This is a genomic window from Mycobacterium branderi, from assembly GCF_010728725.1.
GTDB classification, from domain to species: Bacteria; Actinomycetota; Actinomycetes; order Mycobacteriales; family Mycobacteriaceae; genus Mycobacterium; species Mycobacterium branderi.
Genome location: NZ_AP022606.1, coordinates 3,410,990 through 3,423,000 on the forward strand (window position 1 = coordinate 3,410,990; position 12,011 = coordinate 3,423,000).

General features: G+C 66.4%; 11 protein-coding genes and 2 tRNA genes. 9 read left to right on the plus strand and 4 right to left on the minus strand.

The annotated features are described in order from the left end of the window. Positions 1–4: 4 nt before the first annotated feature. On the minus strand, positions 5–2,563 hold the full coding sequence (pepN, locus tag G6N47_RS16695; protein WP_083131516.1) for an aminopeptidase N: 2,559 nt from the start codon (positions 2,561–2,563) through the stop codon (positions 5–7). Between the two features lie 118 nt (positions 2,564–2,681). Between pepN and G6N47_RS16700 the strand changes: the two genes are divergently transcribed. The 4 genes from G6N47_RS16700 to G6N47_RS16715 all read left to right on the plus strand — a co-directional run bounded on the left by G6N47_RS16700 (position 2,682) and on the right by G6N47_RS16715 (position 5,101). Further along, positions 2,682–3,293 (plus strand): Rv2466c family mycothiol-dependent reductase, encoded by a 612-nt coding sequence (locus G6N47_RS16700; RefSeq protein WP_083131517.1) that lies wholly within the window; start codon positions 2,682–2,684, stop codon positions 3,291–3,293. A gap of 81 nt (positions 3,294–3,374) precedes the next feature. Then, the gene (locus tag G6N47_RS16705) at positions 3,375–3,857 is read left to right on the plus strand and encodes a ribose-5-phosphate isomerase (RefSeq protein ID WP_083131518.1); all 483 of its coding nucleotides are present in this window, start codon (positions 3,375–3,377) and stop codon (positions 3,855–3,857) included. Positions 3,858–3,861: 4 nt separating this feature from the next. After that, positions 3,862–4,656, plus strand: a complete 795-nt coding sequence (locus G6N47_RS16710; protein WP_083131519.1) for an Fpg/Nei family DNA glycosylase — start codon at positions 3,862–3,864, stop codon at positions 4,654–4,656. 91 nt (positions 4,657–4,747) lie between these two features. Then, complete coding sequence (locus G6N47_RS16715; protein ID WP_163659665.1) at positions 4,748–5,101, plus strand: hypothetical protein; 354 nt, start codon at positions 4,748–4,750, stop codon at positions 5,099–5,101. Between the two features lie 66 nt (positions 5,102–5,167). Here the strand turns inward: G6N47_RS16715 and G6N47_RS16720 are convergent, their stop codons facing one another. Both G6N47_RS16720 and G6N47_RS16725 read right to left on the minus strand, forming a co-directional pair. Continuing rightward, on the minus strand, positions 5,168–6,352 hold the full coding sequence (locus G6N47_RS16720; protein WP_083131520.1) for a serine hydrolase domain-containing protein: 1,185 nt from the start codon (positions 6,350–6,352) through the stop codon (positions 5,168–5,170). A gap of 31 nt (positions 6,353–6,383) precedes the next feature. Continuing rightward, a tRNA-Gly gene (locus G6N47_RS16725) sits at positions 6,384–6,454 on the minus strand. A 126-nt stretch (positions 6,455–6,580) separates the two neighbouring features. On the opposite strand from G6N47_RS16725, the gene G6N47_RS16730 reads away from it, so the two are divergent. The 4 genes from G6N47_RS16730 to clpP2 all read left to right on the plus strand — a co-directional run bounded on the left by G6N47_RS16730 (position 6,581) and on the right by clpP2 (position 9,397). Beyond that, positions 6,581–6,654: transfer RNA gene (locus G6N47_RS16730), tRNA-Pro, on the plus strand. A 51-nt stretch (positions 6,655–6,705) separates the two neighbouring features. Continuing rightward, a complete protein-coding gene (gene tig, locus G6N47_RS16735) occupies positions 6,706–8,073 on the plus strand; it encodes a trigger factor (protein WP_083131521.1) in 1,368 nt (455 codons plus the stop codon). Positions 8,074–8,180: 107 nt separating this feature from the next. Next, complete coding sequence (locus G6N47_RS16740; RefSeq protein WP_083131522.1) at positions 8,181–8,765, plus strand: ATP-dependent Clp protease proteolytic subunit; 585 nt, start codon at positions 8,181–8,183, stop codon at positions 8,763–8,765. Further along, positions 8,762–9,397, plus strand: coding sequence for an ATP-dependent CLP protease proteolytic subunit ClpP2 (gene clpP2 / locus G6N47_RS16745; protein ID WP_083131523.1), 636 nt, complete (start codon positions 8,762–8,764; stop codon positions 9,395–9,397). The genes G6N47_RS16740 and clpP2 overlap by 4 nt, the downstream gene beginning before the upstream one ends. Here clpP2 and mmuM read toward each other — a convergent pair whose 3' ends face one another. Beyond that, positions 9,398–10,255 carry a homocysteine S-methyltransferase gene (mmuM, locus tag G6N47_RS16750; RefSeq protein WP_083131647.1) on the minus strand — a complete coding sequence of 286 codons (858 nt, stop codon included), beginning with the start codon at positions 10,253–10,255 and terminating at the stop codon, positions 9,398–9,400. It lies immediately after the preceding gene. Positions 10,256–10,499: 244 nt separating this feature from the next. Here mmuM and clpX point away from each other — a divergent pair, with 244 nt between their 5' ends. Then, positions 10,500–11,777 carry an ATP-dependent Clp protease ATP-binding subunit ClpX gene (clpX, locus tag G6N47_RS16755; protein WP_083131524.1) on the plus strand — a complete coding sequence of 426 codons (1,278 nt, stop codon included), beginning with the start codon at positions 10,500–10,502 and terminating at the stop codon, positions 11,775–11,777. Positions 11,778–12,011 lie beyond the last annotated feature (234 nt).

Below are 12,011 nucleotides of genomic sequence, written 5' to 3' on the forward strand. Positions count from 1 at the left end.
ATAATCAGCCCGCGTCGAACCGACGCGCCCGCAGTGCCCGCTTGACACCGTCCTGCCCCTCGAGCACCAGCCTCCGCAGCGCCGGCGGCACCTCCGGGTCGGCGAGGAACTCGTCGGCGGCGGCGACACCGTCGTCGCTGATGTCCCACGACGGGTACAGGCCGATGACCACTGTCTGCGCCACCTCGCTGGACCGGCGCTCCCATACCCCGGGGATGTCGGCGAAGTAGCGCGCGGTGAACGGCTTGAGCAACTCGGCCTGTCCCGGTGAGACGATGCCGGCGATGATCGACCGGCCGGTGACGTTCGGCAGCGTGTCGTCCTCTACCACCGTCGTCCACGCCTGCTCCTTGACTGCTGGCTGCGGCCGCGCCGCGGAGGCTTGCGCGGCGTGCCGCTTGCCGGCAGCGGTCGGATCGCGCTGAACCTCGGCGTCGATGACGTCGGAGTCGACCACGCCGGATCTGGCCAGTGCGACGACGATGCGCCAGCGCAAGTCGGTATCCACATCCAGGCCGGCCAGTCCCACGTCGGCGGGATCGCCGTCCAGCAGTGCCGACAACACGTCCGAGTGCTGTTGCGAAAGCACCGACGAGCACAGCGCATTGACGAAGGCCAGCTGGTGATCGGAGCCGGCGTCGGCGCCGCGCGCCAGTTCCAGCAACCGATCCGCGAACGCCGGCCACCCTTCGGAGCTAGCCCAACCCGGCTCCGCGTAGGAGCCCAACGCGGTCTGCGCCTGCAGCAAAAGACGTTGCGCGACACCGACTTCGGTTTCGGCGACGACACCGCGTGACACGAGCGCCACGAAGTCGCGCGCCTTGAATTCGGCCTCGCGGGTCATCTCCCACGCCGCCGACCACACCAGCGTGCGAGGTAACGGCTCGGCGATGTCGGCAATCCGCTCCAAGGCAGTGTCCAGCGACGAAGGGTCGAGCCGCAGCGAGCAATAGGTCAGGTCGTTGTCGTTCACCAGTACCAGTTGTCCGCGCGAAACACCAACGAGCGCAGGGACTTCCGTGCTCGGCCCGGTCACGTCGAGCTCTTCGCGATGCACGCGCACCAACCGGCCGGCGCCGTCGTCGTCATAAATGCCCACCGCGAGCCGGTGCACCCGGGTCTCACCCGCACCCGGCTCGGCGCCGCTCTGATTCACAAAGAACCGGGTGAAGCGGCCGTCGGCGTCGACGTCGAAATCGGCGCGCAGCGTGTTCAGCCCGGTGGTCTTGAGCCATTGCCGTCCCCAATCGGAAAGGTCTCGCCCCGAAGCCTTTTCCAGTGCGCTGAGCAGGTCGTCGAACGTCGCGTTGTCGAAGGCGTGCTCGCGGAAGTAGTCCCGCAGCCCGGCCAGGAATTGCTCCAGGCCGACGTAGGCGACGAGCTGCTTGAGCACGGAAGCACCCTTGGCGTAGGTGATGCCGTCGAAGTTCACCTCGACCGCGGCAAGGTCGGGAATATCGGCGGCCACCGGGTGCGTCGACGGCAACTGGTCCTGCCGGTAGGCCCACGACTTCTCGGCGTTGGCGAACGTGGTCCACGCCTGGGTGTATTCGGTGGCTTCGCTTTGGCACAGCACCGACGCGAAGGTGGCGAAGGATTCGTTGAGCCACAGGTCATCCCACCACCGCATCGTGACCAGATCGCCGAACCACATGTGCGCCATTTCGTGCAGCACCGTTTCGGCGCGCCGCTCGTAGGCGGCCCGGGTAACCTTGCTGCGGAAAACCAGGTCCTCCACGAAAGTGACGGCACCGGCGTTTTCCATTGCGCCGGCATTGAACTCGGGTACGAACAGCTGGTCGTACTTGCCGAACGCGTAGGGCACACCAAAGTGCTTGTGGTAGAAGCCGAATCCCTGCTTGGTCTCGGTGAACAGGCGTTCCGGATCCATGTACTGCGCCAGCGACGCCCGGCAGAAGACACCCAGCGGGATCTCGCCGTGCTCGTCGCTGTAGGTGTCTGTCCATTTCGCGTAGGGCCCGGCGACCAGCGCCACCAGGTAGGTGCTCATCCGCGGTGTGGAGGCAAAGGTGTGCAGACCGCGCTCGGTACTGACGGGGGCCCCGTTGGAGACCACCTGCCAGTGCGCCGGCGCGGTCACGGTGATATCGAACGTCGCCTTGAGGTCGGGCTGGTCGAAGCAGGCGAACATTCGCTTGGCGTCGGCGGTTTCGAACTGCGAGTAGAGGTACACCTCGTCGTCGACGGGGTCGACGAAGCGGTGCAGACCCTCGCCGGTGTTGGTATAGCGGCAGTCGGCGTCGACGACGACGACGTTGTGCTCGGCCAGGCCGGTCAGGGCGATACCGGTCGATTCGTCATACGCCGACACGTCGAGGTCGCGGCCATTGAGGGTGGCACTGCGAATTCGGTCGGCGGCGATGTCGATGAAGGTGTCCGCGCCGGCCAGCGCGTCGAACTCGACGGTCGTGATCGAGCGGAAGGTGCGTTCGCCGGGCCCGCCGTTTCCATCGGTGAGATCCAGGTTGATCCGGTAGCTGCCGACGGTGATCAGCGCGGCGCGTTCGACTGCTTGGTCACGGGTGAGGTTGGGAAGAGCCACGGGTCCAACGTAGCGGCCGGGCGCAGCGGGTCGCCGCGATAACCCGGTCTCGGGAACAGGCGTGCCGCGGCTACGGTTGTGCTGGACGGTTATCTGCACCGCCGACGAGAGGACCCCCATGCCCGAGAAGTCAGTCGCCGATTTCTGGTTCGATCCGCTGTGCCCATGGGCATGGATCACGTCGCGCTGGATCCTGGAGGTCGAAAAGGTCCGCGACATCGACGTGAAATTCCACGTGATGAGCCTGGCGGTGCTCAACGAAGGCCGCGACGACCTCCCCGAGGAATACCGCGAACGGCTGGCGAAGGCATTCGGGCCGGTGCGGGTTGCGATCGCCGCCGAGCAGGTTCACGGTGCCAAGGTGCTCGCGCCGCTGTACACGGCGATGGGCACCCGCATTCACGACGAAGACAACAAGGACCTCGACGACGTCATCAAGCAGTCGCTGGCCGAGGTCGGACTGCCGGCCGAGCTGGCCGACGCCGCCGAGAGCGACGCCTACGACGAGGCGCTGCGCAAGAGCCACCACGCGGGGATGGACGCCGTCGGCGAGGACGTCGGCACGCCGACCATCCACGTCAACGGCGTGGCCTTCTTTGGCCCTGTGCTGTCGAAGATCCCGCGCGGCGAGGAGGCCGGCAAGCTGTGGGACGCCTCGGTGACATTTGCCTCCTACCCGCACTTCTGGGAGTTGAAGCGGACCCGCACCGAACGGCCGCAATTCGACTAGCGCGAGCCGGCGCAATCCCGGGAATTTGCGCGGTGTGTCGGCCGGGGACGCGCACGCTCGCGGCAGTGAAAGAATGTCGGGATGCGCGTCTACCTCGGTTCCGACCATGCCGGCTATGAGCTCAAGCAGCAGATCTTCGAACACTTGCAGAAGGCAGGCCACGAGCCGATCGACTGCGGCGCGTTCAGCTACGACGCCGAGGACGACTATCCGGCATTCTGCATCGCCGCCGCGTCGCGCACGGTGGCCGATCCCGGCAGCCTGGGCATCGTGCTCGGCGGATCGGGCAACGGCGAGCAGATCGCGGCCAACAAGGTACCCGGGGCCCGCTGCGCGCTGGCCTGGAGCGTGGAAACCGCGACACTGGCACGCGAACACAACAACGCGCAGCTGATCGGTATCGGCGGGCGGATGCACACCGTCCCCGAGGCGCTGGCCATCGTCGACGCGTTCGTCAGCACGCCGTGGTCGGAAGCCGAACGCCACCAACGTCGTATCGACATCCTGGCCGAATACGAACGCACCCATCAGGCGCCGCCGGTGCCCGGCGCCCCGGCCGAATAACGCTGTGCCCGAAGGTCATACCCTGCACCGGCTGGCGCGGCTGCATCAGCGGCGGTTCGCCGGCGCACCGGTTGCAGTGTCAAGCCCTCAGGGCCGGTTCGCGGCAGCGGCGGCCGCCGTCGACGGCCGAGTGCTGCGACGCACAAGTGTGTGGGGCAAGCATTTGTTCCACCACTACGCGGACGGCCCGATAGTGCATGTGCACCTTGGCCTTTACGGAACCTTCACCGAACACGCCACTCCGATGCCGGCGCCGGTCGGTCAGGTGCGGATGCGGATGGTCGGCACCGAGTACGGCACCGACCTACGAGGGCCGACGGTGTGCGAGCTGCTCGACGACGCCCAAGTGGCCGACGTGGTAGCCCGGCTCGGCCCCGACCCGTTGCGCCGCGACGCAGATCCACAGTGGGCGTGGACGCGGATCACCAAGTCCCGCAGGCCAATCGGCGCACTGCTGATGGACCAGACGGTGATCGCCGGTGTGGGCAACGTCTATCGCAGCGAGTTGCTGTTCCGCCACGCGATCGACCCTTATCGGCTCGGCCGGGCGATCACCGAAGCCGAATTCACGGCGGCGTGGACGGATTTGGTCGCACTCATGAAAGTGGGCCTGCGCCGCGGCAAGATCATCGTGGTACGCCCCGAGCACGACCACGGCGCCCCGTCGTATCTGCCCGACCGCCCGCGCACGTATGTGTACCGGCGCGCCGGCGACCCGTGCCGGGTGTGCGGGACGACGGTGCGTACCGCGGAACTGGAAGGCCGCAATGTCTTCTGGTGCCCCGAATGCCAGCGATAGCTCACGGCGTTGATCAAGGTTGGCGCGCAACGCATTCCATTCAAAACTTACTCACATCTGGCGCACAGGTTCGTTTGATACGAAGGACTGCGTGAAACGAATCGCACACATCACCGCAGCAACAGCCGTCGTCGCCGTCGGTCTGGGGTTGGCTGGTGTCGGCGCCGCATCGGACGCCCACGCCCAGCCCGGCCCCTTCCCGCAATGGTGCCCGGGTGACTTCTGGGACCCTGGCTGGGGGCCTAACTGGGACTGGAACGGCTGCCACGAAAACTGGCGCGGGCCCGGACCCAACCCACATCCCGACCCGCACTGGGGACCCGGCTGGGGACCTGGCGGGCCGCCGCCCGGTGGCCCCGGATGGCACCCCGGTCCCGGTGGCCCCGACGACCACCCCGGCGGGCCCGGTGGCCCAGGGGATCACCCCGGCGGACCCCGCCACTAACCGCATCTGACTACCGCAAGCGACGGTCGCGGCCAACGCCGCGACCGTCGCTTGCTGACGTCGAGGTCAGTTTCCCTTGACGCCCAGCGCGGCGTAGATCTCGCCGGACATCGCGACACTGCGCGGGTCGGCATTGGCCTTGGTGGCGTCGAACCGATTCATCACATACGCGTAGCCGATTCGATGTTCTAAGTCGACGAACCCGAACGAGCCGCCCAACCCGCCGTGCCCGAAGATCCGCGGATTGGGTCCGTTGACGCAGCGCTGGTTGAGCATGTAGCCCAGGCCCCAGCCGTGGTCGGCGACCCGCGGACCCAGCACCAGGTCGGTTTCGAAGCCACCCTGCGGCACCCGGACCAGCTCCATGTGGCGGCGGGACAGCAGCTTCTCCTGGGCGAGCGCGTTGTAAAACGTCGCCAGCCCCAGCGCCGACACCTGCGCATTGGTGCCCGGGAATTCCAGTGCGCGCCACCGCGTCAAGTCATTGGAGCCCAGCTCGTCGTCGGGGGCGAACCCCATCGAAACCGCCAGCCCCGCCTTGGGGTGCTGATCCAGCGAGGTGGGGTAGCCCGGGGCATTGACATCGGCCAGCATCTTGCGGATATGCGGCTTGTTCACCAGATCGGCGCAGCGGTGCTGCTGCGCGGCGGGCAGGCCGATATGCACGTCGATCCCCATCGGCTCGGCGATTTCGGTACGCAGGTACTGGCCGATCGTTCGGCCCGTGACGCGGCGCACCACCTCGCCGAGAATGAACCCGAACGTGGTCATGTGGTAGCCCTGCGCGGTGCCCGGCTCCCACCACGGTTCGGCGGCGGCCAACTGCTCGCAGACGAAATCCCAGTCGGCGACCTTCTCCCACGGCATCCGGGTGCGCGGGCCGATCACCCCCGACCGATGGCTCATCACCATCGCGATGGTGATGGCCTCTTTGCCGGCCTGCCCGAACTCCGGCCAATACCGGGCTACCGGCGCATTCAGATCGATCACGCCACGCTCGACGAGCTGGTGCACGCACGTGCTGCTCAGCCCTTTGGTGCCCGAAAGCACGGTGGCCAGGGTGTCTTCCCGCCAGGGCCGTTCGCCAGCCGCGTCCGCGGAGCCGCCCCACAGATTGACCGCGAGAGCACCGTCCACCCAGGCGGCGACAGCGGCGCCGACCTCGCCGCGCAGCGCGAAGTTCTGGCGGAACGCGTCGCGAACCTTCTCGAAACCCGACGCGCACATGCCCTGGATTTCGACGTCGCTCATTGAGCCTTCCTGCCGGGTTACCCCCGCTTCGAGCGGGCGACGGGAATCGAACCCGCGTCGCTAGTTTGGAAGACTAGGGCTCTACCATTGAGCTACGCCCGCATGCACAACTCGAGCCAGACTGTACGGCGCGTCCGACATCAAATCCAAATGACGCCGTCCCGTGACCTTGCCGTGAGGTCGCTGCCGGGGACTGCGTCGCCGGGCCGTAGGATCGCGAGGTCACCGCGGGGTGTAGCGCAGCTTGGTAGCGCATCCGCTTTGGGAGCGGAAGGCCGCAGGTTCAAATCCTGTCACCCCGACTCCGCACCGAGCGCCGAAGCCCATCAGAACCGAGATCGAGGAGCACAGCCGTGAAAAGCACCGTCGAGCAGTTGAGCCCGACCCGGGTTCGGATCAATGTCGAGGTGCCGTTCACGGAGCTCGAACCCGACTTCGACCGTGCTTACAAGGAGCTGGCCAAGCAGGTGCGACTGCCCGGTTTCCGTCCCGGCAAGGCGCCGGCAAAGTTGCTCGAGGCGCGCTTCGGCCGCGAAGCGATGCTCGACCAGGTCGTCAGCGAAGCCCTCCCCAGCCGCTACAGCCAGGCGGTGACGGAATCGGAGGTCCGCCCGCTGGGCCAGCCCGACATCGAGGTGACCAACAAGCAATACGGCCAGGAGCTGACGTTCACCGCCGAGGTCGACGTCCGCCCGGAAATCACGCTGCCCGACCTCAGTTCGTTGAAGATCACCGTCGACCCCATCGAGGTCAGCGACGCGGACGTCGACGCCGAGCTGCAGTCGCTGCGGGCCCGGTTCGGCACGCTCACCGGGGTCGACCGGCCCGCCGCCAACGGCGACTTCGTCTCGATCGACCTGTCCGCCACGGTCGACGGCGAGGACGTGCCGGAGGCGACGACGCAGGGGTTGTCCCACGAGGTCGGGTCCGGCCAGTTGGTCGAGGGGCTCGACGAAGCGATCGTCGGGCTCTCGGCGGGCGAATCGAAAACCTTCACCACCAAGCTGGCCGCCGGCCCGCACGCCGGGAAGGACGCCGAGGTCACCGTGACCGTCGGGTCGGTCAAGGAACGCGAACTGCCCGAGCCTGATGACGAATTCGCCCAATTGGCAAGCGAATTCGACACCATCGAGGAGCTGCGGGCCAACCTGGCCGAGCAGGTGCGACGGGTCAAGCGCATCCAGCAGGCGGAGGCAATCCGCACCGCCACGCTCGACGCCCTGCTCGAGCAGGTCGACATGCCGCTACCCGAGGCGGTCGTGCAGGCTCAGGTCGACGACGCGTTGCACAACGCCATCCACCGCTTCGACCACGACGAAGCCAAATTCGCCGCGGCGCTTGCCGAGCAGGGCTCGTCGCGCGAGGAGTTCGATGCCGACACCCGCGCCGGTGCGGAGAAGGCCATCAAGACCCAGCTTCTGCTCGACGCGCTGGCCGACGACTTGGACATCCAGGTGGGCCAGGACGACCTCACCGAGCGGCTGGTGATGACCGCGCAGCAATACGGGGTGGAGCCGCAGCAACTGCTGACCTATATCCAGCAGAACAACCAGTTGCCGGCCATGTTCGCCGACGTGCGCCGCGGCCTGACCATCGCCGCGGTGGTCGAGGCGGCCACGGTCACCGACACCGACGGGAATGTGATCGACACCAGCGAGTTCTTCGGTCGGCGCACGGAGGGGGCCGACGAGGCCGACGAGCCGGCGGACGACGTCGAGTGAAGCTCTGAGCGAACGCGGGCACTTGGGGGAGTGCACCACGGCGCCGGTTGGTTAGTGTCGAACATAGACGAACACGAGAAAGCAGGTAGTCCACTGTGAGCGGTGACATGCGTTCGAACACGCAGGGTCTGAACCTCGTCGACTCGGTCTATGAGCGCTTGCTCTCTGAGCGCATCATCTTCCTGGGTTCTGAGGTCAACGACGACATCGCCAATCGGCTCTGCGCGCAGATTCTGCTGCTCGCCGCCGAAGACCCGACCAAAGACATTTCGCTGTACATCAATTCCCCGGGCGGATCGATCAGCGCCGGCATGGCGATCTACGACACGATGGTGCTCGCCCCGTGCGACATCGCCACCTACGCGATGGGCATGGCCGCCTCGATGGGCCAGTTCCTGCTGGCGGCTGGCACCAAAGGCAAGCGCTACTCGCTACCGCACGCCCGCATCCTGATGCACCAGCCGCTGGGCGGCGTGACCGGCAGCGCGGCCGACATCGCCATCCAGGCCGAGCAGTTCGCCGTCATCAAGAAGGAGATGTTCCGGCTCAACGCGGAATTCACCGGCCAGCCGATCGAGCGGATCATGGCCGACTCCGATCGCGACCGCTGGTTCACCGCTGCCGAAGCCCTGGAATACGGGTTCGTCGACCACATCATCACCAACGCCCCCGTCAATGGAGAAGCCCGATGACTCCTCAGATCCAGCCGCAGGCTCGCTACATCCTGCCGTCGTTCATCGAGCACTCGAGTTGGGGCGTCAAAGAATCCAACCCGTACAACAAGCTGTTCGAGGAGCGCATCATCTTCCTCGGCGTCCAGGTCGACGACGCGTCGGCCAACGACATCATGGCGCAGCTTCTCGTGCTGGAGTCGCTGGATCCCGACCGCGACATCACGATGTACATCAACTCCCCGGGCGGCGGATTCACGTCGCTGATGGCGATTTACGACACCATGCAGTACGTGCGCGCCGACATCCAGACGGTGTGCCTCGGGCAGGCCGCCTCGGCCGCGGCGGTGTTGTTGGCCGCCGGTACACCCGGTAAGCGGATGGCGCTGCCCAACGCGCGGGTGCTGATTCACCAGCCGTCGCTGTCGGGCGTGATTCAGGGCCAGTTCTCCGATCTGGAAATCCAGGCCGCCGAGATCGAGCGGATGCGCACGCTGATGGAGACGACGCTGGCCCGCCACACCGGCAAGGAGGCCGAGGTGATCCGCAAGGACACCGACCGCGACAAGATCCTGACCGCCGAAGAGGCCAAGGATTACGGGATCATCGACACCGTGCTGGAGTACCGGAAGCTCTCGGCGCAGCCGGCGTAATCACCGCAGCGCGGCGGCCAGCTCGGCGATGTCGGCCGGCCGCACCCGGCAGCACCCGCCGATCACCCGCGCTCCCGCCGAAACCCATTGCGGCACAAGCTGGGCCGAGAATCGCGACGGCCCGACCCAGGCGCGGCGGGCGCCGTTCCAGCGCTCTCCGCTGTTGGGATAGACGATGACGGGTTTGCCCGTCTCGGCCGCCATCGAGATCGCCGGCAGCACGTCGTCGGGTGAGCAGCAATTGACCCCGACCGCGACGATCTCCGGCACACCCGCCGCCACCGCGAACGCCTCGGCCAGCGGCTGCCCGGCCCGGGTAAAGGCGCCGTCGATCGTGTAGCTCAGCCAGGCCGGCACCCCCAGCCCACGGACCAGGTTCACCAGCGCCTCGCCCTCGTCGACGTCGGGCACTGTCTCCAGTGCAAGCACGTCGGCGCCGGCCTCGGCCAGCACCTCGAACCGCGGACGATGCCAGGACTCCAACCGCGCCACGGAAAGCCCGTATCGCCCGCGGTATTCCGACCCGTCGGCCAGCGCCGCGCCATACGGCCCGATCGATGCGGCAACCCAGGGACCCGCTGCTCTGGCCAGCTCGACGCTGCGGCGCAGCAGCCGAACGGCGTCCCTCCGGTCGATCCCGCGAGCGGCGAAACCGTCGAACGAGGCTTGATAGCTGGCCGTGGTCGCATACATCGCTCCCGCGCGGAAGAACGCTCGATGCACAGCCTCGATCTCCGCTGGCGCGTCCACTAACAGCCTCGCCGACCACAACGGGTCGGAAAGGTCGTTGCCGCGCGCCTCCAGCTCGGTGGCCAGGCCACCGTCGCCGATCAACACGGTATCCTCGGGCACGGCCATTCCCACGGGCCCAGGGTAGGGCCCGCGAATCGGTCCAGTAACGGCCGCGACACGCCAGGGACACGGCGGCGCGTTACGAGGCGCGCCAAGCGCCGTGAGGCGATATGTTCGCAGCAGACAGGCACGAATATCACTGACGCGATTCGGCCTTAACGGTCGCGTCGCGCCGGAGCAAGCGGGTAGCGTCGGGAAATACACGCGGCATACCACACGAACGGTGAACAGGAAGTAGGCCCCCAGCACCATGGCGCGCATCGGAGACGGCGGTGACCTGCTGAAGTGCTCCTTCTGCGGGAAGAGCCAAAAGCAGGTCAAGAAGCTCATTGCGGGCCCCGGCGTATACATCTGTGACGAGTGCATCGACCTGTGCAACGAGATCATCGAAGAGGAACTCGCCGACGCCGACGACGTCAAACTCGATGAGCTGCCCAAGCCGGCCGAGATACGCGAATTCCTGGAGGGCTACGTCATCGGCCAAGACACCGCCAAACGCACACTGGCGGTCGCGGTCTACAACCATTACAAGCGCATCCAGGCCGGCGACAAGACTTCCCGTTCCGGCGAGCCCGTCGAGCTGACCAAGTCCAACATCCTGATGCTGGGACCCACCGGCTGCGGCAAGACCTACCTGGCCCAGACGCTGGCCAAGATGCTCAACGTGCCGTTCGCCATCGCCGACGCCACCGCGCTGACCGAGGCCGGATACGTCGGTGAGGACGTCGAGAACATTCTGCTCAAGCTGATCCAGGCCGCCGACTATGACGTCAAACGCGCCGAGACTGGCATCATCTACATCGACGAGGTCGACAAGATCGCGCGCAAGAGCGAGAACCCGTCGATCACCCGCGACGTCTCCGGCGAAGGCGTGCAGCAGGCGCTGCTGAAAATTCTGGAGGGCACCCAGGCGTCAGTGCCGCCGCAGGGTGGGCGCAAGCACCCGCATCAGGAGTTCATCCAGATCGACACCACCAACGTGTTGTTCATCGTGGCCGGCGCATTCGCCGGGCTGGAGAAGATCGTCTCCGACCGGGTCGGCAAACGCGGGCTGGGCTTCGGCGCCGAGGTCCGCTCCAAGGCCGAGATCGACACCACCGATCACTTCGCCGAGGTGATGCCCGAAGACCTGATCAAGTACGGGCTCATCCCGGAATTCATCGGCCGACTGCCGGTGGTCGCGTCGGTGACCAACCTGGACATGGACTCACTGGTCAAGATTTTGTCCCAGCCGAAGAACGCGTTGGTCAAGCAATACACTCGGCTCTTCGAAATGGACGGCGTGGAACTGGAATTCACGCAGGATGCGCTGGAGGCCATCGCCGAGCAGGCGATCCACCGCGGCACCGGCGCCCGCGGCTTGCGGGCGATCATGGAAGAAGTGCTGCTGCCGGTGATGTACGACATCCCCAGCCGCGACGACGTCGCCAAGGTCGTCGTGACCAAGGAGACGGTGCAGGACAACGTGTTGCCGACGATCGTGCCGCGCAAGCCGTCGCGCACCGAGCGACGCGACAAGAGCGCCTGATTCGCGGCCCCGGCGGGGTGCTAGCTAATGTTACTCATGCGTAGGTTTTGTTCTTAGACTTCGCATTCCAGCAAAAGTGATGAACACCACACTTCGCACCTGCACGCTTCCACGCCGCGCGTCTGACCTCGATTTTTGGACCGATAGCGCTACTGTGGTGATGGGCGCTGGCGTGAATGAAACCCTAAGAGCAGTGCAATAATCGGTACTGCCAGTGACATAAAACGCGGCCGG

What these genes read in the sequence shown, in the direction of transcription:
- G6N47_RS16700 (WP_083131517.1), top strand. Translation starts at nt 2,682, where the DNA reads ATGCCCGAGAAGTCAGTCGCCGATTTCTGGTTCGATCCGCTGTGCCCA.
- G6N47_RS16705 (WP_083131518.1), top strand. Translation starts at nt 3,375, where the DNA reads ATGCGCGTCTACCTCGGTTCCGACCATGCCGGCTATGAGCTCAAGCAG.
- G6N47_RS16720 (WP_083131520.1), bottom strand. Translation starts at nt 6,352, where the DNA reads ATGAGCGACGTCGAAATCCAGGGCATGTGCGCGTCGGGTTTCGAGAAG.
- G6N47_RS16740 (WP_083131522.1), top strand. Translation starts at nt 8,181, where the DNA reads ATGCGTTCGAACACGCAGGGTCTGAACCTCGTCGACTCGGTCTATGAG.
- clpP2 (WP_083131523.1), top strand. Translation starts at nt 8,762, where the DNA reads ATGACTCCTCAGATCCAGCCGCAGGCTCGCTACATCCTGCCGTCGTTC.
- mmuM (WP_083131647.1), bottom strand. Translation starts at nt 10,255, where the DNA reads ATGGCCGTGCCCGAGGATACCGTGTTGATCGGCGACGGTGGCCTGGCC.
- clpX (WP_083131524.1), top strand. Translation starts at nt 10,500, where the DNA reads ATGGCGCGCATCGGAGACGGCGGTGACCTGCTGAAGTGCTCCTTCTGC.